17 protein-coding genes and 1 tRNA gene are annotated in these 21,428 nt (G+C 71.2%); 12 read left to right on the top strand and 6 right to left on the bottom strand.

What is annotated here, in order from left to right:
- Window positions 1–64: 64 nt before the first annotated feature.
- The 5 genes from ACIPVB_RS10040 to ACIPVB_RS10020 all read left to right on the top strand — a co-directional run bounded on the left by ACIPVB_RS10040 (window position 65) and on the right by ACIPVB_RS10020 (window position 5,255).
- On the top strand, window positions 65–1,537 hold the full coding sequence (locus ACIPVB_RS10040) for a malate:quinone oxidoreductase (protein WP_400368606.1): 1,473 nt from the start codon (window positions 65–67) through the stop codon (window positions 1,535–1,537).
- Between the two features lie 7 nt (window positions 1,538–1,544).
- Window positions 1,545–2,150, top strand: a complete 606-nt coding sequence (locus ACIPVB_RS10035; RefSeq protein WP_400368605.1) for a thymidine kinase — start codon at window positions 1,545–1,547, stop codon at window positions 2,148–2,150.
- Between the two features lie 413 nt (window positions 2,151–2,563).
- Window positions 2,564–3,592: a UDP-glucose 4-epimerase GalE gene (gene galE, locus ACIPVB_RS10030; RefSeq protein WP_400368604.1), complete on the top strand. Its 1,029-nt coding sequence runs from the start codon at window positions 2,564–2,566 to the stop codon at window positions 3,590–3,592.
- Between the two features lie 59 nt (window positions 3,593–3,651).
- Window positions 3,652–4,437 (top strand): FadR/GntR family transcriptional regulator, encoded by a 786-nt coding sequence (locus ACIPVB_RS10025; RefSeq protein ID WP_400368603.1) that lies wholly within the window; start codon window positions 3,652–3,654, stop codon window positions 4,435–4,437.
- Window positions 4,434–5,255, top strand: coding sequence for a siderophore-interacting protein (locus ACIPVB_RS10020; RefSeq protein WP_400368602.1), 822 nt, complete (start codon window positions 4,434–4,436; stop codon window positions 5,253–5,255). The genes ACIPVB_RS10025 and ACIPVB_RS10020 overlap by 4 nt, the downstream gene beginning before the upstream one ends.
- A gap of 52 nt (window positions 5,256–5,307) precedes the next feature.
- On the opposite strand, the gene ACIPVB_RS10015 is transcribed toward ACIPVB_RS10020, so the two are convergent.
- The 5 genes from ACIPVB_RS10015 to ACIPVB_RS09995 form a co-directional block, all read right to left on the bottom strand.
- Window positions 5,308–6,087: an HAD-IIB family hydrolase gene (locus ACIPVB_RS10015; protein WP_400368601.1), complete on the bottom strand. Its 780-nt coding sequence runs from the start codon at window positions 6,085–6,087 to the stop codon at window positions 5,308–5,310.
- A 257-nt stretch (window positions 6,088–6,344) separates the two neighbouring features.
- A tRNA-Pro gene (locus ACIPVB_RS10010) sits at window positions 6,345–6,421 on the bottom strand.
- Between the two features lie 171 nt (window positions 6,422–6,592).
- Window positions 6,593–8,077 (bottom strand): hypothetical protein, encoded by a 1,485-nt coding sequence (locus ACIPVB_RS10005; protein ID WP_400368600.1) that lies wholly within the window; start codon window positions 8,075–8,077, stop codon window positions 6,593–6,595.
- Window positions 8,078–8,192: 115 nt separating this feature from the next.
- Window positions 8,193–9,119, bottom strand: coding sequence for a metallophosphoesterase (locus ACIPVB_RS10000; RefSeq protein WP_400368599.1), 927 nt, complete (start codon window positions 9,117–9,119; stop codon window positions 8,193–8,195).
- Entirely contained in the window at window positions 9,116–11,815 is a 2,700-nt protein-coding gene (locus ACIPVB_RS09995) for a transglycosylase domain-containing protein (protein WP_400368598.1), read from the bottom strand. The genes ACIPVB_RS10000 and ACIPVB_RS09995 overlap by 4 nt, the downstream gene beginning before the upstream one ends.
- A 121-nt stretch (window positions 11,816–11,936) precedes the next feature.
- Between ACIPVB_RS09995 and ACIPVB_RS09990 the strand changes: the two genes are divergently transcribed.
- Together ACIPVB_RS09990 and ACIPVB_RS09985 are read left to right on the top strand one after the other, a co-directional pair.
- Complete coding sequence (locus ACIPVB_RS09990; protein WP_400368597.1) at window positions 11,937–12,155, top strand: hypothetical protein; 219 nt, start codon at window positions 11,937–11,939, stop codon at window positions 12,153–12,155.
- Window positions 12,152–12,619: a RidA family protein gene (locus tag ACIPVB_RS09985; protein WP_400368596.1), complete on the top strand. Its 468-nt coding sequence runs from the start codon at window positions 12,152–12,154 to the stop codon at window positions 12,617–12,619. The genes ACIPVB_RS09990 and ACIPVB_RS09985 overlap by 4 nt, the downstream gene beginning before the upstream one ends.
- A gap of 473 nt (window positions 12,620–13,092) precedes the next feature.
- Here ACIPVB_RS09985 and ACIPVB_RS09980 read toward each other — a convergent pair whose 3' ends face one another.
- Window positions 13,093–14,580, bottom strand: a complete 1,488-nt coding sequence (locus ACIPVB_RS09980; RefSeq protein ID WP_400368594.1) for a sugar transferase — start codon at window positions 14,578–14,580, stop codon at window positions 13,093–13,095.
- Window positions 14,581–14,818: 238 nt separating this feature from the next.
- On the opposite strand from ACIPVB_RS09980, the gene ACIPVB_RS09975 reads away from it, so the two are divergent.
- From ACIPVB_RS09975 to ACIPVB_RS09955, 5 genes are all read left to right on the top strand, one after another.
- Window positions 14,819–15,835 carry a glycosyltransferase gene (locus ACIPVB_RS09975; RefSeq protein WP_400368593.1) on the top strand — a complete coding sequence of 339 codons (1,017 nt, stop codon included), beginning with the start codon at window positions 14,819–14,821 and terminating at the stop codon, window positions 15,833–15,835.
- Window positions 15,832–16,695: an alpha/beta hydrolase gene (locus tag ACIPVB_RS09970; RefSeq protein ID WP_400368592.1), complete on the top strand. Its 864-nt coding sequence runs from the start codon at window positions 15,832–15,834 to the stop codon at window positions 16,693–16,695. Before ACIPVB_RS09975 ends, ACIPVB_RS09970 begins: the two co-directional genes overlap by 4 nt.
- A 207-nt stretch (window positions 16,696–16,902) precedes the next feature.
- Window positions 16,903–18,252, top strand: a complete 1,350-nt coding sequence (locus ACIPVB_RS09965; RefSeq protein ID WP_400368591.1) for a Wzz/FepE/Etk N-terminal domain-containing protein — start codon at window positions 16,903–16,905, stop codon at window positions 18,250–18,252.
- 14 nt (window positions 18,253–18,266) lie between these two features.
- On the top strand, window positions 18,267–20,429 hold the full coding sequence (locus ACIPVB_RS09960; protein ID WP_400368589.1) for a glycosyltransferase: 2,163 nt from the start codon (window positions 18,267–18,269) through the stop codon (window positions 20,427–20,429).
- A complete protein-coding gene (locus ACIPVB_RS09955) occupies window positions 20,426–21,397 on the top strand; it encodes a glycosyltransferase family 2 protein (RefSeq protein WP_400368587.1) in 972 nt (323 codons plus the stop codon). Before ACIPVB_RS09960 ends, ACIPVB_RS09955 begins: the two co-directional genes overlap by 4 nt.
- The last annotated feature ends 31 nt before the right edge of the window (window positions 21,398–21,428 follow it).

Here is a 21,428-nt window from a genome sequence, read left to right as displayed (position 1 = left end):
CGACATCGAACGGACCGATCTCTCGATGTCGAGACACCTCACGGCCCGCACCTAGAATCGACGGGTGACTGAAAACGTCGATGTTCTCCTCATCGGTGGCGGCATCATGTCCGCCACTCTCGGCACGCTGCTGAAAGACCTCCAGCCCGATCTGAAGATCGCGGTCCTGGAGCGCCTCAGCGATGTCGCGCAGGAGAGCTCCAACGCATGGAACAACGCCGGCACGGGCCACGCGGCCCTGTGCGAGCTCAACTACATGCCCGACAGCAAGGACGGCGCCCTCGACCCGTCCAAGGCCGTCGCCATCAACGAGCAGTTCCAGCAGAGCCGACAGCTGTGGGCCTCGCTCGTGGCCGAGGGCGTGTTGGACGAGCCGTCGACGTTCATCAACGCCACCCCGCACATGACGTTCGTCCGCGGAGAGAAGGACGTCGCGTACCTGCGCCGTCGCTACGAGGTGCTCAAGCAGCAGCCCCTGTTCGCCGGCATCGAGTACAGCGAGGACTCCCGGGTCATCAACCAGTGGGCGCCGCTGCTCATGCAGAAGCGCCGCAAGGGCGAGCCCTTCGCCGCCACCCGCGTGCCCGCCGGTACCGACGTCGACTTCGGCTCGCTCACGCGCCAGCTCTTCGCCGATCTGCGCGAGAAGGGCGTCGAGGTCGCGACCAACCACGACGTCAAGAAACTGAAGAAGCAGAAGGACGGCACCTGGCGGGTGTCGTACCGCCACGTCATCGGCGGGACACCCGGCTCGATCGACGCCAAGTTCGTCTTCGTCGGCGCGGGCGGGTGGGCGCTCAAGCTCCTGCAGCGCTCCGGCATCCCCGAGATCAAGGGGTACGGCGTCTTCCCCATCGGTGGTCAGTGGCTCAAGACCTCCCACCCCGACATCGTCTCGAAGCACCGGGCCAAGGTGTATTCGCAGGCCTCGGTCGGTGCCCCGCCCATGTCGGTGCCGCACCTGGACACCCGCGTCGTCGACGGGGAGTCGGCGTTGCTGTTCGGTCCGTTCGCGACCTTCAGCCCGAAGTTCCTCAAGAACGGGTCGATGCTCGACATCGTCACCCAGGTGCGTCCGCACAACATCTTCCCCATGCTGAAGGTGGCGGTCGACAATCCGGGCCTGATCAAGTACCTCGTCAGCGAGCTGCTCAAGACCCATGCGAAGAAGGTCGACAGTCTGCGCGAGTTCATGCCCACAGCCCGGGACGAGGACTGGGAGCTGCTGGACGCCGGTCAGCGCGCCCAGGTCATGAAGCGCGACAAGGCCAAGGGCGGCGTCCTGCAGTTCGGCACCGAGGTCGTCACCTCGGCCGACCACTCCATCGCGGGTCTGCTCGGTGCGTCCCCCGGGGCGTCCACGGCCGTGTCGATCATGCTCGGGCTGATCAAGACCTGCTTCCCCGAGCGCATGCCCGCGTGGGAGCCCCGTCTGCGCGAGCTCATCCCCAGCTACGGCGAGACGCTCAACACGCACCCCGAGAAGGCGCGCGCAGAGCTGGATGCCACGGCTCGCGCTCTCGCCATCAACCCCTGAGTCGCGCGTGGCGAAGCTGTACTTCCGCTACGGCGCGATGAACTCCGGCAAGTCCACCGCGCTGCTGCAGGCGGCGTACAACTACGAGGAGCGCGGCCAGAGCGTGCTGCTGGCCAAGCCCGAGATCGACACCAAGGGCGCCGACCAGATCGACAGCCGCCTCGGGGTGACGCGGCCGGTCGACTTCCTGGTGGCCCCCGACGACGATCTGCGCGAGGCGTTCCACGCCGCGGCGGGTCGCGCGCCGGTGGCGTGCCTGCTCGTCGACGAGGCGCAGTTCTTCACCCCCGCCCAGGTCGACGACCTGCTGCGCATCGCGGTGCTCGACGGCATCCCGGTGCTGGCCTACGGCATCCGCACCGATTTCCGCACCGAGGCGTTCCCCGGGTCGGCGCGTCTGATGGAGATCGCGCACAGCCTCGAGGAGCTCAAGACCATCTGTCGGTGCGGGCGCAAGGCGATCTTCAACGCGCGGCTCGTCGGCGGACGTTTCGTCTTCGACGGCGATCAGGTCGCGATCGACGAGGGGCAGATCGCGGGCGAGGTCACGTACGAGTCGATGTGCGCCGCGTGCTACCTGCGGGAGTCCGGCGGGCGGCTCGACGGCCGCTGACGCGGCCCGCCCGCCCCGCGCGCACCCGGCCCCGCCGCCGTAGGCGCCCCCGTTGGGCCCCCGCTCGGCGCCCCCGTTGGCGCCGAGACTGCACGTGGCTGACGACTCGGCTGCAGGATGTCGCCGAGTTGTCAGCGGGATGCCGTCTCGTGGCGCCGTCGCGCGTGGCCGCGGCGCCGTGCGCTGCGCCCTCGCTGGGAAGCGCCGCGGCCGTGCCCGACCCGCCGGGCGCCGAGACTGCACGTGGCTGACGACTCGGCTGCAGGATGTCGCCGAGTTGTCAGCGGGATGCCGTCTCGTGGCGAAACGGCGGGGACCGACGGCGGCCGGGCGGGCGGGCGACACCGCGACCACGCCGGCGCCGGCGCGACGCGCGCTCCGGCGATGTCGGCGGTGGACGATAGCCTGGAGGCATGCGCGTACTCCTGGCCGGCGGTGCCGGTTACATCGGAACCCACACGGCCGTGGCCCTGCTCGAGGCGGGCCACGACGTGGTGCTGCTCGACGACCTCTCCGGCACGCACGCCGTCGCCGCCGAGCGGGTCGAGCAGATCACCGGCAAGGCCGCTCCGCTGGTCGTGGGCGACGCCGCCGACGCGGCCGTCGTCGAGTCCGCGTTCGCGCAGTACGGTCCGGTCGATGCGATCATCCATCTCGCCGCGTTCAAGGCCGTGGGCGAGAGCACGCAGAAGCCCCTGGAGTACTACTCCAACAACCTCGACACCACGTTCGCGCTGTTGCGGGTCGGCATCGCGCACGGCATCCGTTCGTTCGTGTTCTCCAGCACCGGCACGGTGTACTCCGACCCCGCCGACCTGCCCTTCACCGAAGAGTCGACGACGAGCGTCGAGCTCTCGAACGCCTACAGCAAGTCCAAGCGCATGAACGAGGTGGTCCTGGCCGACGTGGCGCGGGTGAATCCCGATCTCAACGTCACGGTGCTGCGCTACTTCAACCCGGTCGGGGCGCACCCGTCGGGCCTCATCGGCGAAGACCCCGCCGGCATCCCGAACAATCTCATGCCCTTCGTGTCGCGCGTCGCGATCGGCTCGCTCGACGAGATCGGCGTGTTCGGCTCCGATTACGACACCCCCGACGGCACGGGTCTGCGCGATTACATCCACGTGGTCGACCTGGCCGAGGGGCACGTCGCCGCGCTCGAGAAGGCGCGGCCGGGCCACCAGGTGTTCAACCTCGGCACCGGGCGCCCGGTGAGCGTGCTCGAACTCGTCGCCTCGTTCGAGAAGGCGGTGGGCCACGATCTGCCGAAGAAGATGCTGCCGCGCCGCCCCGGTGATGTCGCCGCCACCTACTGCGATCCGAGCAAGGCGGGTGAGGTGCTGGGGTGGCGCACGCGCTTCTCGATCGACGACGCCTGCCGCGACTACTGGAACTGGCAGACCACCAATCCGGCCGGATACGCAACCTCCTCCGACGCGTGACCGCCCGCATCTAGGGTGATGTGGTCAGGCCACACCGGGGGTCGACGGACGGAGGGACCATGCCGAACGGCGAACCGCGCGCGTGGCAGGTGGTGCTCGAGCGCATCGAGGCCGACCTGCGCGAGGGCCGCCTGGCACCCGGCGACCGGCTGACCCCGGAGCGCGAACTCGCGTCCCAGCTCGGGGTGGGACGCTCGAGCGTGCGCGAAGCCGTCCGCGTGCTCGAGGTACTCGGCGTCGTGCGCACGGCGACCGGCTCCGGGCCGACGGCGGGAGCGATGATCGTCACCACGCCGCGCGGGGGCCTGGCGGCCTTCCTCCGCCTACAGGTCGCGGCTCACGGTTTCCCCCTCACCGACGTCGTGCGCACCCGTGTGGTGCTCGAGTGCGATGTCGCCGAGAGGCTCGCCCGCACCGACGCGGATCTGACCGAGGTGTCCGGCATCCTGGACGCGATGGATGCCGATCCTCTCGCACCCGAGGAGTTCCTGGCCCTCGACGCACGGTTCCACCAGGCTCTGGCCGAGGCGTCGGGCAATGCCGTCGTGTCGGCGATGATGGCGGGGCTGCGCAGTTCGATCGAGGAGTACACGCAGGCCGGCGCGGCTCGGCTGGCGTCGTGGCCCACGATGGCCGACCGGCTGCGCAGGGAGCACCGCCGCATCGTCGATGCGGTCGCCCGGGGCGAGGCCGACGCGGCTCGCGCGTGCGTCCGCGCGCACATCACCGACTATTTCACCGACGTCGCCGAGGCGTTGAGCCCGTCCGATGCCGACGACGCCTCGTTCGTCGACGCCGCGCGCGCCGACGTGGGCGCGACCACCCCTCGAAAGGACCTCTCGTGACCGATCGACCCGTGCGTCCCCCGCGCCCTCAGCACGTCCTGCACGTCGTCGCGACAGAGCGACTCAGCCCGCATCTGGTCCGTGTGCGCGCCGCGGGCGAGGGCCTGCACGCGTTCCGCGAGAGCCCGTACACCGACAAGTACGTCAAGATCATCTTCACCAAGCCCGAGCTCGGGCTCGAACCGCCCTACGATCTGGTGGCGCTGCGCGAGGTCCTGGCATCCGAGGATCTGCCGGTGACCCGCACCTACACGGTGCGCGCGGTCGACGGCGACGAGATCACGATCGACTTCGTGGTGCACGGCGACGAGGGCCTGGCCGGTCCGTGGGCCGCTCGCGCGCAGCCGGGGGATCGGTTGGTCGTCGCGTCTCCCGGCGGCGGATACGCCCCCGATCCGACCGCCGACTGGCACCTCTTCGTGGGCGATGAGTCGGCGATCCCGGCCATCGCTGCGGCGCTGGAGGAACTGCCTCGGGATGCCGTCGGCGCAGCGTTCATCGAGGTCCAGGGTCCCGAGGAGCACGTTCCACTGGCGGCGCCCGCCGGGGTCACGCTCACCTGGGTGTATCGCGGAGGAGCCGAGGCCGGTGCGACGCCGGTGCTCGTCGACGCGGTGGCGCGGTGGCATCCGCTCGATGGACGCGGGCAGGTCTTCGCGCACGGGGAGCGCGAGGCCATGAAGGCCATGCGCGATGTCATCTTCGCGCGATGGGGACTCGCGCGCGAGCAGGTGTCGCTGTCGGGGTACTGGGCCTACGGACGCACCGAGGACCGCTTCCAGGCCGAGAAGCGCGAGCCGATCGGCAAGATCCTCTGACGACTCGGGGCAGCGCGAGGTCGCTCACTGCGTGGACGACCTCGCCTGCGGCTCAGTCCTCAGTGCGCTCGGGCAGCGTCGGGATGAGCTTCTCGAGGAACGCCGCGGTGTCCTCCCAGCCGTGTACGGCCTGGCAGTCGACGCCCATGGCGAGCACGGGGTAGTCGTTTCCGTCGGGGTCGAGGCGGTCGCCGACGAAGAGCATGTCGTCGAGGGGGATGCCGGTGGCCTCGGCGAGCTTGTTCATGCCGTAGGCCTTGTCGATGCCGCGGTGGGTGATGTCGACCGAGGTGGATCCGCCGGAGCGCACCTCGAGGTCGGGGATGCGCGTCGCCACGGCTTCGCGCAGGCTGTTCTTCTTCTCGCCGGTCGGGTCCCACGCCATCTTCGCGTCGAGCGGGGCGGACTGGCCGAGCGCAGAGAAGGTGATCTGCGAACCCCGGTCTTCGAGGATGTCGCCCCAGGGCTCCGCCTCCCACAGGCCCAGACGCTCCGCTTCTTCGCGCACGGCGGTGAGGGCGCGGTCCTTCTCGTCGTCGGTCAGGGAGTGGGCGTAGACCGTCTCGACGCCGTCGGTCGACAGCAGGTAGTACTGCGTGCCGCACGTGGGCATGAGGTGGAAGCGCGACAGCAGGGCGGGAGAGGCCTGGGGGAGACGCTCGACGACCTGGCTGCGGAACTGCTGCAGCTGGCCGCCGGAGATGATGGCCACCTCGACGCGCTCGGCGAGGGCGAGCAGCAGATCGCCGATGCGGGGGTCGATCGGCGACTTGGAGGGGGCGAGGGTGTCGTCGAGGTCGAAGGCGACGAGGCGGGGCGTGGCGTCGGACACGGTGCTCCTGGGCTGAGGGGATCGGCGCACGCGCGATGCGCGGGCTGTGCGGCTCGGGGCCTCCTCGATTCTACGGGTGGCGTTCCGAGGCGACCGACGGGGGTGAGTGCCGGCCGGTCGGGCGGCCTTGCGACGTGTGCCGCCGGTGACACGACCGGCACCCTCGCTCGTTCGTGCCGACGATTGGTCACGGGGCGTTCGCGACAGCACGCGAGAAGGCCCCTCACCGAGGTGAGGGGCCTTCTGATTTGCCGCAGTGGTCGGGGTGACAGGATTTGAACCTGCGGCCTCGTCGTCCCGAACGACGCGCGCTACCAAGCTGCGCCACACCCCGTTGCAACTTGAAAAGTCTACCCTGCCCGGAGGGGTGCTTCGAACCGTGGCGACATCCGGGCGCGTCTGGCCCGTTGCGGGTGGATGTCGCCGCACCCAACCGGCGTTCGAATCGCGTGCACGCCGCTTCTCCGGCGTCGAGACCGGAACCGATCGCGACGCCGGAGTCCGGTCAGTGCCGGGGCGTGGAGCGTCTGCGCGAGATGATGATCGCTGCGACGCCGATCGCCAGGATCGCCCCCGCCGCCCCTCCGAGGCTCGCCGCCGACGCGCGATCCTGCCCGGTCGCGGCCAATCGGGCGGGAGCCGCGGGCGGCGATACGGACGGGGTGGGTGCGGGCGCCGGCGGCGGCATGTCGGGGGGAGGCGGCGGGGCGAGCTGCTGGGTCTGCGACGGAGAAGCGAAGCGCTCCCGCCACAGATACTCCGGCGGCAGGTGCGCGGCGGCGGCCGCGTCCTGCTCGACCCGGCTCACGCTCCACACCGCCGTGTAGACGCCGGGGCCGGGGAGAGGGGGCGACGACACGGTGTACGTCCCGGCCCCGGAGGCGGGATCGGTGAGCAGCTCGAGGGTCGCCACGGGAGTGAGGTGCGACGGGATCTCGGACGATTCGGCGGGGAACGAGCCCGTCCGGTAGACGTTCGCCGTCGCCCGGATCACGACGAACGACCCGTCCTCGCGCCGGGGCCAGATCCCGTCTGCGGCCGAGAACGTCACCTCGTCGACGAAGGTGCCGGCGTCGATCTCGGCCGTCGTCGCGATGCGCGGCGAGAAACGCACGGGACGCGGAGATTCGTCGACGGCCGAGAGCGTGAAGCGCGTCGGTTCGGCCGGACCCGCGGACTCCTGCTGCCCGGGCGTGGAGTAGGAGCGGATCGCGGCGGATCGGACGGTGAAGTCGCCGGTGGCGCGCACCGTGTAGGGCCGTCCCTCGTCCGCCACGGGCGGCGCGGCGATGATCTCGAAGACACCGCCGCCGTGGACGTCCGGCCGCTCGGCGCTGCCGCTGTCGGCGAAGACCGCGCCGTCGAGGCGGAGCGTCCCCGTGGCCGCGGCGTCGACGTCGACCGAGAGCGCTCCGCGGGTCGGGTCGTCCGCCCGGGTGCTCAGCGTCATCGCGCCACCGGAGCGGGGCACGGGGACGGCCTGGGCCTCGGCGAGGTAGCGGAGGGCGCGCTCCTGCACCGCGGCGCTGTTCTCGGGACTGGCGCGCCGCATGATGTGATCGATCGCTCCGGCGAGGTCGTCTCCGGAGTACCCCCACGAGTGCAGGGTGGTGTCGAGGTCGACGATCGCCTTGACGGCCCACCCGACGCCGGCCGCCTGCACCGGATCGTCCGTCTGTCCGTACGTGGTGACGAGGTGGTTGATCGCGACGAGCTGTTGGGCGGTCAGCCCGTTCACGCTGGAGGTCGTGCCGTGATCGGTCGTCGTCCCGACCGCGACCGGAAGCCCCGGATGGATGCAGTACGTGTGCACCTCGCCGACCTTCATCGAGCCGTGCCAGCCGGTGCGCGAGAGCGGAGCCCACGTGCCGAATCCGACGCCGCGGTCGGCCGCGTGCGCGGCCGGGGCGAGGCCGACGCCGCCGAGCAGGACCGCAAACGCGGCGATGACCGAGAGGATGCGTCGCCGGGGCGGGGGAGGGTGGTTCATGCGGGAGTCCCTTCTGTCGAGGAGACTCGATCGTGCTCCCGCGCGCCGCCCGTGAAACGGCCGAAGGCGCCGGTCCGTGGACGGATCGACGCCTTCGCGCGGTGGGGAGGACGAGTCAGCGCGGGAGCAGCGTGAGCATCGTCGCTTCGGGGCGGCACGCGAAGCGCACGGGCGCGTAGATCGAGTGCCCGAGCCCGGCGCTGACGTTGAGCGGGACGGTCCGGCCGTCGTGCGTCCATTCGCTGAGCCCGCGGGCCTGGTCGAGCGGCAGGTCGCAGTTCGACACGAGCGCGGTGCGGCTGAACGGCACACGGACCTGGCCGCCGTGCGTGTGGCCCGCGATGAGCACGTCGGCACCGAGGTCGGTGAACGTGTCGAGGGTGCGCCGATACGGCGCGTGCATGACGCCGAGGGTGAGGTCGGCGGCATCCATCTTCTCGAGAAGAGGGGGGAGGAGCTCGGGATGATCCCAGTCGCGATGGGCGTCGTTGACGCCGAAGGCGGTGAGCCGAAGCCCCTTGACCTCGAGCGAGACCGCGGTGTCGTCCAGGATGCTCCAGCCGAGATCGTCGGCGAAGAAGCGGTCGAGAGCGTCGACGTCGAGATGCTTGTGCTCGGGCAGATGGCCGGAGGGGCCCAGGAAGTAGCGCAGCGGGTTGCGCGGGGACGGCTCCTGGTAGTCGTTCGAGCCGTGGACGACGAGTCCCGGCACGCCGCGCAGGGGCGAGAAGGCCGAACGGATGCCGGTGAGCCCGTCGCGGTGACCGAGGTTGTCGCCGGTGTTGATCACGAGGTCGGGCGAGAGCTCGGCGAGGCGCGCGATCCACTCCTGCTTGCGGTGCTGCCACGGCGCCATGTGGGCGTCCGAGACATGCAGGACGCGCAGCGGATCCGCGCCCTTGGGCAGCACGCGCAGGGCGTGGTAGCGCACGGTGAACAGGTAGCGCTCGATGCCGACGCCCCAGACGGCCGCCCCGACAGCGGCCGCCCCCGCGACCCCGAGGGGTGCGAGGGCGGCCGTCGCGAGGGGATGACGCGTCATCCGCACGCCTTGGCGACGATCGACAGGACGATCGGGCTGTTCTTGTTCGCGGCCGTGCCGCCGGCCGGATCCGTCGCCGTCACCTGCCCCTCGGCCGGAGCGTTCGGTTCGACCACGCACGGGCCGAGCGACAGGTTCGTGTACCCGGCGGCGTTCAGCGCGGCGCGGGCGGCGTTCACCGTCTGGCCGGCCACCTCGGGCACCGTTGCGCCCTGCCCGTTGCCGGGGCTCAGCGTGACGAGCGAACCGGCGGGGGCGGACCCGCCGCCGGGGCTCTGCGCGGCGACCGTGTCGGGACCCGACGTCGAGTCGATCTGCTCTCCGATGCTGACGCGGAAACCCGCGTTCTGCAGCGTCGAGCGGGCGGCGTCGATGCTCTGACCGACGACGTTGGGCAGTTCGCGCTGCTGGGTCCGCAGCAGGTTCGACGAGGGGTCGGGGAAACGGTCCCCGCCGTAGAACTCGTCCGAGGCCCGCTGGGTGTCGGCGGCGAGGACGTATCGGATGTCGGACAGCTGGCGCCCGCCCCAGTACTTGCCGAAGAGATCGACGGTTCCCTCGAAGTTGCCGACCCACGCCGCGGTGGTGGTGTTGGTGGACGATTCGATCATCCACGTCTGGAAGCCCTCGTGCGTACCGGTCTTGCCGATCACGGGAGTGCCGTCGAACGGGTTGCCCGAACGGCCCGTTCCGCCGCTGGCCATGACGCCCTGCAGGGCGTAGGCCGCCGTCGCCGAGATCTCGGGGGTCAGTGCGGTCGAGCAGGTGCGCTCCGGGATGGCGCGCTCGGACCCGTCGCTCGCGGTGACCTTGTCGATCACCTTCGGCTGGCACAGAGTGCCGCCGTTGGCCACCGTCGCGTAGGCGCCGGCCATGGCGATGGGCGAGACGTTGTCGCTGCCGATGACGTTGTTGGCGAAACGCATCTCGATCTCGGAACCGTCACCCTTGGTGACGCCGAGCTTCTTGGCCGTCTTGGCGATGTCGCACAGGTCGAGTTCGGCCGCCATCTGGAGGTAGCCGGTGTTGAGCGAATCGCGCGTGAACTGCATCGGCGTGCCGACGTAGCCGGAGTTGTTCGCGAAGTTGTTGATGACCGTCCGGTTCGTGTTGACGTAATTGCCGGTGCACGAGTTGGTCATGTTCGGGACCGGACCCAGGCGGCCGTTCAGCGTCTCGTTGAGGGACTTGCCCTGTTCGAGCCAGTCCACGAGGGTGAACAGCTTGAACGTCGACCCGGCGTTGAAACCGATCGAGCCGCCGTTCGTGCTGTCGCCGGCGAAGACCACGGAGTTGAACGAGGCGTCGGCCTCGGCCTGCCCCGGGTCCTGCGTGAATTTCGTGTTCTGCGCGATGGCGAGGATGCGACCGGTCTTGGACTCGGTGCTCACGATCGTCGAGCCGAACTTCATGTTGTTGTAGCTCTGCGGCGCGTTCTCGTTCATCGATGCCTGCGCGGCATCCTGCACCCGCCAGTCCAGCGTGGTCTGGATGGTCAGACCGTCTTGACGGAGGGCCCGCACGCGGTCGTCCGTCTCGGCGCCGAAGGCGGGGTCGTTGAGGATCGTCGACACCACGTACTGGCAGAAGTACGGCGCGGCCGACGACACGCAGCCCTGGTCGGTCGGCGTGATCTGCGGGGTGATGGGCTCGAGGGCCGCCGCCACGTACTGCTCGTGCGTGATCTTGCCGTCCGCCTCCATGCGGCTGAGGACGTAGAGCTGGCGACCCTTGGTCTCGCTGTAGCCGTCGGCGGCGGCGACCAGCTGCTCCTGCGTGATCTCGCCGTTGTCGCGCAGCGTGTACAGCGCCTGGACGGTGCCCTGGTCGACGTCGTCGATCAGGCCGTCGGGCGCCTTGTTGTACGCGGTGCCGTCGTCATCGAAGATCGACCCGCCCTCGCGGTCGATGCGGAAACGGTTGGGGTTCTGCACCATGCCGGCGAGCACGGCCGACTGACCGACCGTGAGATTCGCGGCGGGGGTGTTGAAGTAGTAGCGCGCGGCGGCGTCGATGCCGTACGTCGTGCCGCCGAAGTTGGCGATGTTGAGGTAGCCCAGAAGGATCTGGTCCTTCGTGAACTCCTTCTCGAGCTGGATGGCGTAGCGCATCTCCTGCAGCTTGCGCTGGTAGCCCGCGGTGCCCTCGGACTGCACGGCCTCGAGCGCGCACTGCTGCAGCGCCTCGTCGCGCGTCATCGCCGGTTGGGTGTCGGTGGCCTCGACGGCGCGGGCGTCGCGCTCGCAGCGCTGGACGAGGACGTTCTTGACGTACTGCTGGCTGATCGAGGAGCCGCCCTGTGTCTCGCCGCCCTGCGCGTTGCTCAGCAGCGCGCGGGTCGTCCCGATGAGGTCGACGCCGCCGTGCTGGTAGTAGCGCGGGTCTTCCGACGACAGGATGGCGTCGTACATGACCGGGTTGACCTGGTCGAACGTCACCGGTGAGCGGTTCTGGTCGTAGAACTTCGCCAGCACCCGGTCGCCCGCCATGAGCGTCGTCGGCTGCATGAGCTCGTCGGGCTGCAGGTAGCTCGGCATCTTGTCGAAGATCGTGATGGCGCTGGAGGCAGCGGCACCGGAGACGGCGATGGCCGGCGTCACGGCGGCGGTGACCAGGAGTCCGGCGACCGCGCTCAGGCCGACGAGGCCGACGATGCCGCCCAGGGCGCCGCTAGCCGTTCGTTTGTTCTCGGGCATAGGCTTGATGCTAAGCGACGTTGCTGGGCGATGCCTCGAAGGCGTGCGCTCGCGCGCGTACGTATCCGTCCCCGCGCGCACCTCGCGTTGCGCGCATCCGAGTCACCGCCGGGAGCCCGACATGACCACGTGGGAGTACCTCACCACGCCGCTGCTGATCCACAACACCGCCGCGATCCTCAACAACTGGGGCAAGCAGGGCTGGGAACTCGTGCAGGTGGTGACCGGCCCCGAGGGCGGACTGGTCGCCTACTTCAAGCGCCCGGTCGGGGGCGGCAGCGCCAACGCCGGTCTCGGCGCGGCCGAGGCGGCCGCTCGCCAGTTCGAGGGTCCGCAGTGACCGTCTCGGAGCGTCTGAGCGCGCTCGGCGTCGAGGTGCCCGCGGTCGTCCCGCCGGTCGCCTCGTACATCCCCGCGAAGCGTCACGGCGACCTCGTCTACACCTCGGGCCAGCTGCCCATGGTGTCGGGGAGCCTGCCCGCCACGGGAAAGGTCGGCGAGTCCGAGGGTCTCGTCACCCCCGCGGATGCCAAGACCCACGCCCGCCAGTGCGCGCTCAACGCCATCGCGGCGGCGGCTGCGCTCGTCGGCGGCGTCGACAACCTCACCGGTGTGCTCAAGCTCACCGGGTTCGTGGCATCCGTCCCGGAATTCACCGGCCAGCCGGGGGTCATCAACGGAGCGAGCGAGTTCCTGGGCGAGGTGTTCGGTGAGGCCGGCGCTCACGCCCGTTCCGCCGTGGGCGTGCCCGTGCTGCCGCTGGACAGCCCCGTCGAGGTCGAGGTCGTCTTCACCGTCGCCTGATCCTCTCGCACCCCGTTTCCGGCGCCGCCGTCTCCGCTCTCCGTGAGCGGGGCGGCGGCGTCGCTGTTCCCCCGCGGGAATCTGTCGCGTGGGCGGGGGTGGGCGGCGAAAACGTGCGGGGGAGCGGTGGGCGGCGCCGGGGTGCGGGGGCGTTCGGCTTCGTCGAGCCCCTCCCCGACACCGCCCGAGACCTCCGACCCGACGGGATTCCCGACGCCCAGCGCGACGGCGCCGACCACGGCACCGACCACCGCGGCGCCCACGCCGACCGCGTCGGTGGCGGTCCCGGCATCCGTTTCCACGAGGAGCGGGACGCTCGCCGTGACCGGTGTCGACACGGATGCCCTGCTGCCGGTCGGGGTCGCCGCCGGCGCCGCGTCGCTGTTCGGCGCGATTCTGCTGATCCTCCGGCGTCGCCGCCACGCCTGAGCGACGAAGACGGGACCGTCCCCCGGGGCGGTCCCGTCTGCGCGTCAGTAGGCGCCCTCGCTGCGCAGCACCGCCTTGACGGTGCGCAGCAGGATGGCCAGGTCGCCGGTGAGCGTCCAGTTCTCGACGTAGAACAGGTCCAGGCGCACCGTCTCGTCCCAGCCGAGGTCGCTGCGACCGCTGACCTGCCACAGCCCCGTGATCCCCGGCTTGACCAGGAACCGGCGGTGCACGCTGCGGCCGTACAGCTCCACCTCGCGGCGCAGTGGCGGTCGCGGCCCGACGAGCGACATCGACCCGCGCAGCACGTTGAACAGCTGCGGCAACTCGTCCAGGCTGAAACGGCGCAGGATGCCGCCCACGGCGGTGACGCGCGGGTCGTCCTTCATCTTGAACATGACGCTGTTGCCCTCGCCCCGTTCGTGGGCGTGCAGATCGGCGAGCCGTTGCTCGGCGTCGGCGTACATGGACCGGAACTTCAGCATCGCGAACGTCTCGCCCTGCAGGCCGATGCGCTCCTGGCGGAACAGCACGCCCCCGGGGCTCGACGAGCGCACGAGGGCCGCGATCACCAGCAGCACCGGCGAGAGCGCCACGATGAGCGACGCCGAGGCGACGATGTCGAACAGTCGTTTGACGTGCAGACGGCCGCCCGCGTAGCGAGGGGTCTCGACGTGCAGCAGCGGCAGTCCGTTGACGGGACGCGCGTGGATGCGGGGGCCGCCGATGTCGGTGAGGCTGGGCGCGACCACGAGGTGCTGGCGGCCCGGCTCGAGGTGCCAGCTCACCTCGCGGACGGTCGCCGGGGTGAGTTCGTTCGCGCTCGAGATGAGGACGGTGTCGGCGCCGAGCATCCGCAGGGCCGCGACCACCTCGGCGGCCATCGCGCGCGCGGCGGCACCGTCGGCGGGGGCGGCGGTGCCGCTGGGGTCGTACGCCCCGACGACCTGGAGGCCCGCCCCCGGCGCACGCCGCAGATCGTCCGACAGCGGGCCGGCCACCGCGGGGGAGCCGACCACGAGCACGCGGTGCGACATGCGGCCCCGCCGCCGTTGGTGCAGCAGCCACCGCCGCGCCGCGAAGCGGGCGGTGAGCAGGCCCACGGCGGTGAGCGCACCCCCGACGGCGAGGATCGCGTGCAGGCCGTGCAGCGATACGACGTAGGCCACGAGGGCGACGCCGGCGAAGGTGAAGACGACCGACATCAGCACCGCGCGATACTCGCGGCTGCCCACGCCGTAGACACGCGGCGCTCGGCTGCCCGTCATCGACAGGGTCAGCAGCATCGCCGCGGCGAGGACCGCCAGGGGCGCCAGCACCGGGACCTGCACGCGACCGTCCATCGCCGGCAGGATCGTGGGCTGCGTGCCGATGACCGCGGCCGCACTCAGCGCGGCGAAGATCACCGCGTTGTCGACGACGACGAGCACGCGTCCGTACGCCCGCGCCCAGCGTTCGCGTTCGCGTGCGGGCTGCGTCGAATCGGCATCCACGATCTCGACCGTGTCTTCGTGGCGTCGCGTGATGGTCATTTCGTACCCCCGGCCGACGAATGCCCGGATCCCCGACCGGCTGCATTCCGTCTTCTCGACACCACGATGACCCCCGCGCGTGCTGGCAGCGTTACGCCCCGGTTACGAATTGCTGTCGATGCGGGGGGATGCCGGAAATGCAGGGGGAATGCGTCATTCTCGTCCGAGCGGGCCGGGTATGGTCTGGCCAAAGAGCCGCTCGCGGTTCACGTCGAAACATTCCGGGGGGAGGTGGGCGATGTCGGTCGAGAATGCGCCGATCACGGTGCTGCATTCGCTTGCGCCGCCGGACGGGACGACCCGGTACGTCGATCAGATGACGGAAGGCGCCCCCGCCGACGTCGAGGTGCGCTATTTCTCCTGGCGGTTCGCGCTCACCGGTCGCTACGACGTGCTGCATCTGCACTGGCCCGAGTTCCTCGTGAGGGCACGCCGGCGTCGCACCCGCCTCGCCAAGCGCCTCGCGATGCGTGCCCTGCTCTGGCGCGCGCGCCGGGCGCGCATCCCGATCGTGCGGACGACGCACAACATCACCCCGCACGAGTCGGGGACGGCGGCCGAGGCGCGGCTGGTGCGCGCGGTCGATCGGTCGACCACCGCCTTCATCCATCTCAACGGCACCACGGCCGCCCCGGCGCCGGGGCTGGAGACCGTGATCGCCCACGGTCACTACCGCGACCGTTTCGCGGCGCACCCCCGCGCCGAGCGCGTGCCCGGCCGGATCGTGTACTTCGGCATCATCCGCCCCCGCAAGAACGTCGAGCGCCTCATCGACGTGTTCCTCGCGCGGGAGCGCCCGGGGTGCCACCTGCGTATCGTCGGCTCACCGACGCCCGAGCTGGCCGAGCGCATCACGGCGCGCATCACCGGGCGCCCCGACGTCTCGGCGCGGCTCGCGTTCGTCGACGACGACGAGCTCGTCGCCGAGGTCACGGCGGCCTCCCTCGTGGTGCTGCCCTACGCCGAGATGCACAACTCCGGTGCGGCCCTGGTGGCGCTGTCGCTGGATCGGCCCGTGCTGGTGCCCAGGAGCCCCGCGAACGACGAGCTCGGCCGTGAGGTCGGCTCCGGATGGGTGCTGCCCTTCGACGGGTCGCTCGACGACGCCGACCTGTCCGCGGCGATGGCTGCCGCCGAGGGGATCGATCCCGACGACCGTCCGGAACTGGGCGGTCGCGACTGGGACGAGGTCGGCCGGCGCCACCGCGACGTCTACCGAGCCGCCCTCGACCGTGTCCGAGGAGGATCACGATGAGCCGTATCACCGCCCGCTCCGGGGCCTTCGCCGGCGTCGCCGCCCTGGTCGTCGTGCTCGCCGCGTGCAGCCCCTCCGGGGCCGCGCCGGCCGAGGATCCGGCCGTCACGATCGAGAGGGGCATCGAGTATCCCGGCGCGGACGGCTCCGCGCTGGAGGCGGACGCGTGCGTGCCCACCGGCGAGGGACCGCACCCCGCCGTCGTGCTGGTGCACGGCGGAGCGTTCGCCGAAGGCGACCGGGGCACGATGGGCAGCATCTGCCGTGCCCTGGGCGAGCAGGGCTTCGCGGCCTTCGCCGTGGACTACCGGCTCGTTCCCGCGACCTATCCCGCGCAGATCGACGACGTGGCGGCATCCATCCGCTGGCTCCGCGAGGGGGCGCAGACCGAGCGGTTCTCGCTCGACGGCTCGGTGTCGCTGCTGGGCAGTTCGGCGGGCGCGATCATCGCGCTCAGCACGGCGGAGACGTTGGCGACGGCGTCGACGCCGGTGGACGCGGTGGTCGCCCTGTCTCCCGCGTCTTCTCTCACCGCGGATGCCGCGGAGCTCGGCGACCCTCGGCCCGATCTCGAGAGCGTGGTGCAGGCGTACCTCGGCTGCGACGATCTCGCGCAGTGCCCCGATGCCGCGGCGGCCTCGCCCGTGCAGGCGGCGCAGCTGCTGCCGCCCACCTTGATCGTCCACGGCAGCGACGAACTGATCCCGCTGGCGCAGGCGGAGCTGCTGGACGGTGCGCTCACCGACGCCGGAATCACCCACGACCTCGTGGTCGTCGACGGGGCCAAGCACGGGCTGCAATTACTGAACAACGACACCCGTCGTGTCATCGTCACTTTTCTTCGCGATAACGCCCGATAACGCCCGATAAGGGACTCACGGCACCGATCGGACGCATTCCGTTAGCGAAACCGGACACAATTCGCCGTCACGATGCAACACGTCGGCAATAAAGAATCCATAGCCTGCGATCAACCAAGAACGTCGCCGGGGGGATAAGCGTTCGGAGCCTGTGGGGATGCCGAGTGGTTCATCCGAGAGTGACGCGTCACGAACGATCGGATACACATGAGCGCCACCGCCCTGCTTCGAGCGATCAAGAAATGGTGGTGGACGCTCCTGGCGTTCTCCGCTCTGGGCGTGGCGGCCGGCTTCGCCGTCGGCTTGATCCTGCCGCCGGTGTACAGCTCGACGGCGCAGCTGGTGGTCGCCTTCAACGCCCCGGCGCAGGCGGGCTCGAGCGATCTGGTCCAGGCCAACAGCTTCGCGGTGCAGAAGGCCTACGCCTACACGGAGATCGGTCGCTCGCCCCGCGTGCTCAACGAGGTGATCGCCTCGCAGGGACTGGACACGACGGTCGAGCAGCTCGCGCGTGAGCTCACGGTGGAGGCGCCGCTGAACACCCCCATCCTGCAGCTCACGGCCGAGGCTCCGACGGCCCAGGGGGCGGCGACCCTCGCCACGGCGTTCGTCGACGCCTTCACGCAGACCGTGCAGTCCATCGAGACGCCCGCCGGTGCGGCCGCCTCGCCGGTGCGGCTCGAGACGCTGCAGGACCCCGAGGTGCCCGACGAGGCGTCCTCGCCCAACGTGCTCACCAACCTCGCCCTCGGCTTCGCCGTCGGATTCGCGATCGCGCTGGTGTGGATCGCGCTCGCCGCGATCGGCGACCGCCGCGTGCACGGAGCGGCATCGGTCGGTGCGGGGGTGCCGCGCGTGCTGGGCAGCATCCCCGGGCGCGCCGGCAGCCTCACCGAGGTCGTCGATGCGCCGCAGTCCCGCGTGGCGGAGGCGTACCGCACGGTCGCGGCGGTCCTGGGACACATGCCGCACACCCGTCTCGACGTGGTGGCCGTCGTCCCGGCGACCCCGCGCGACCGGGGATCGGCGCTGTCGACCAACCTGGCGCTGGCGATGCGGGAGTTCGGCGTCGGTGTGGTGCTCGTCGACGCCAACCTGCGCTCGGGCGCGATCTCGTCGTCGCTGTCGCTGGAGGGTCCGGGACTGGCGGGCGTCCTGAGCGGCGAGGCGACGGTCGTCGAGGCCGTGCGCGAGGCCGCCGGGATCGCCGTGCTCCCGGTCGGGCGGACCCTGCGGAACCCGGCCGAATTGATGTCGGGCCCGGGGTTCGCCGCCGTCGTGAAGACGCTGTCCGAGACCTACGACATGGTCATTCTCGACGCCGCCCCCGCCCTGCCGCTCAGCGACACGATCTTCGCGGCCTCGGCCGCCGGGTCGACCCTCCTCGCCGTCACCGCGGGTCGGGCGACGGCGCCCCAGCTCGCGGCCGCGACCGAGGGACTGCGCGCGGTCGGCATCGACCCGGTCGGGGTCGTCGTGGTGGATGCAAAGACGGCTGGCGTGGACGCCGACGCGGCGACGTCGTCGTTCCGCGACCTGCGCCCCGTGCGGGCCTGAGGTCACCGCCGCTCATGCGCATCGCGATCCTGACCACGGCCCTCACCGGCGGTGGAGCCGAGTTCGTCGCCGGCGCCTGGGCGCACTGGCTCGCCGACGAGGGCCACGAGGTGCGCGCCATCCTCACCGACCCGCGGGCCGAGGTCCCCTACGCCGCGCCATTCGCCGTGTCCCGCGTGGCGGGCGGGGGGTCCCTCGCCACCGTCCGACAGGTCCGCGCGGCGTTGCGGGCCGATCCCGTGGACGCGGTCGTGGCGCTGCAGAACTTCCCGAACCTCGTCGCGCTCGCCGCGACCCGGGGCATGCGGCCCCGACCGGCGGTGCTGGTGAGCGAGCGCAACATCACCACGCGCGAGGCCGAACCGCAGTCCCGCGCCGATCTGATCAAACGCGAGATCGCGCGGCGGGTGTACCGTCGCGCCGACACGGTGGTCGCCATCTCCCACCCCGTGGCGGGTGAACTCGTCGGCGCCTACGGCGTGCGGCCCGAGCAGGTGGTGGTCGTCCCCAACCCGGCCGGACGGCGGGCCGAGGTGCGCACCGCGGCGTCGCACCGCTCCGACACGATCTCGCTCGAGCGGACCCTGCACCTTCTCCTGCCCATGCGGCTCGTTCCCCAGAAGCGGGCCACCCGTGCGGTCGAGGCCGCCGCGCTGCTGCGGGCCGAGGGGCTGGACGTCCGGGTGGTGTGTTTCGGAAAGGGACCCCTCGTCGACGAGCTGACGGAGTTCGCGGCCGCTCGCGGCGTCCCGCTGGACCTTCCCGGCTGGACGGCCGACTGGGTGGCATCCGCCCCCGAGAACGCCATCACGGTGCTCCCCTCGTACCGCGAGGGGTTCGGCAACGTGCTGGTGGAGTCCGCGATGGGCGGCATCCCCAGCGTCGCGGTGTCGAACTCGTACGGTGCGGCCGACGCGCTGGTTCCCACCGTCACCGGCGAGCTGGCCTTCTCGGGCGACCCGGTCGACATCGCCGATGCGATCAGGCGGGTGCGCGGACTCGACGCCGAGCGCACGGCCGCGTGGGCGGCGCGCTTCTCGAGCGCGCGCAGCGGGGGCGTCCTGCTGGCGGCGATCGAGCGGGCGCGTGGCGGCGGATCGCCCGCGACGGTGCCCGTGCTGGCGTCCGCGGTCGGGCAGTTCGACAACGTCGGCGACACGGTTCTGCGGCGCGGATACCTCGACCACCTGCGCACCCTGGGCCCTCTCACGGTGTGGGTGGGCGACAAGAGCGACGACTACCTCAGCGGGCTCGGGCTCCAGCCGGACGACCGGATCGTGCGCGACGCGCGGCAGTGGCGACGTGCGGTGTCGCGCCGCCTGCTGTCGGGCCGCGGGGTCTACGCCTTCGACACCGGAGAGACCGAGGTGCGCCGCGCGTTCGCCCTGCGCTACCTGCGAGTGGCGCCCCTGCTGCTGGTGCACCGTCTGCGCGGGGGGACGGCGATCCTCACCGGCGTCGGCGTCCGCGAATCGCGCGCGTGGCGGCGGGTGATCGGCGCGGTCCTGCGGTTGTGCCGGGTGGTCACCTGGAGGGATGCCGCGAGTCGGCGCATGATGGGGGTCGGCGAGGTCACCCCCGACTGGGCCTTCGCCCTGGGGGCGGATGCCGCGACCCTGCGAGACGCCGGATCGCCGCGCCCGCTGCTGGCGATCTCGGTGCGGCAGGGGCTCTCGCACGCCGCGCGCGAGCGTCCCGACGACCGGTGGGTCGATGCGGTGCGGACGCTCGCGGCCGACCTCGCGCTGCAGCCGGTGGTCGTGGCCCAGATCGAACGTGACGGCGACCTCGCCCGTGATCTCGCCGAGCGGCTCGGCTGCGAGGCGGTGACCTGGCTCGACGGCTCGCACGCGCGCCAGGAGCAGCGCCTCCGCGACACCTACCGCCGCAGCGCCGCAGTCCTCAGCGATCGCCTCCATGCCGTGGTCATCGCCGCGACGGAGGGTGCCGTCCCCATCGCCCTGAGCACCGGGCCGATGGACAAGACGTCGCGCACCCTCGAGGGCGCGGGCATCATCGGCACGAGCGTCGCGCGCGACCTGCACGACGTCGCCGCGGCCCGGGACCGCATCCGAGACGCCCTCGCCCGACGCGACGAGATCGTCGGGGCCGTCATCGCGGCCCGGGTGTCGTTGCGCGCGCTGACCGCGGTCGTCGCCGATCGGGTGCGCCGATGAGCGCCGCGCCGACGGTCTCGGTCGTCCTCCCCGTCCACCGGGCCGCACCGTTCCTGCCGCAGGCGGTGCGGAACCTGACCGCCCTGGACTATCCGGCCGTCGAGGTCGTGATCGTGGACGACGGCTCCGCAGACGACACCGCGCGGGTCGCGCGCGACCTGATCGCGCACGACGATCGGTTCCGGCTCGTCGAACTTCCCGAGAACGTGGGCGTCGCGCGCGCCCGCCGCGCCGGCGTCGAGGCGGCCACGGGGGAGTACGTGTGGTTCGTCGACGCGGACGACACCTGGAGCCCTGACGCCCTGCGCACGCTCGTGGGCATGGCGACCGCGCGCGAGGCCGACGTCGTCGTGGCCGCGGCGACGCTCGTCACCCGCGGCGGCGATCGACGCCCGCTCGTCCCCCCGGTCTCGCCGCCGGTGAACGGGCGCGCGGCGTTCCGGATGCTGCTGCGCGGCGAGATCACCGGCCACCTGTGGAACAAGCTGTTCCGCCGAGAGACGCTCCTGCGGGCGGCCTTCGCCCCCGCCCGGGTGCAGTCCGATCTCGCTCTCGTCGCGGATGTGCTGGGTCACGCCACGGCGGTGGCGTTCACCGGCATCCCGATCTACGACTACGTGCTGCGCGACGGCTCGATCATCACCTCGGTGCGGCAACGCGCGGACTCGCTGGCGGTCATCGACGAGACGGTCACCTCGACCGCCCGGCGTCTCGGACTGCAGGACGCCGACGACCTCGTCTACTTCCGGGCGCGGTACATCGCGCTGTCGGGGATCAAGGACGCATTGAGGGCGGAATACCTGTTATCTGAGCGGAAAGTACTGATATCGCGCAACCGTCGAATGCTGGGTGCGGCCGAGATGGCAGTCTTCATCCGACGCCGTGATGTTCGCCGGGCCCTTCTCACCCTGACCGCGAAAAGCTCCACTCGCGCACACCGGGCACTCCTGAACATCGCGGACGGCTAGAAACCTCGATGTTCCCCCAGCCAGATCAGGA

It is taken from the genome of Microbacterium sp. NPDC090007 (assembly GCF_044748345.1).
In the GTDB taxonomy this organism is placed as follows: domain Bacteria; phylum Actinomycetota; class Actinomycetes; order Actinomycetales; family Microbacteriaceae; genus Microbacterium.
Note: the sequence above shows the minus strand (reverse complement) of the source record. Positions and strands in the feature narration are given on the sequence as shown.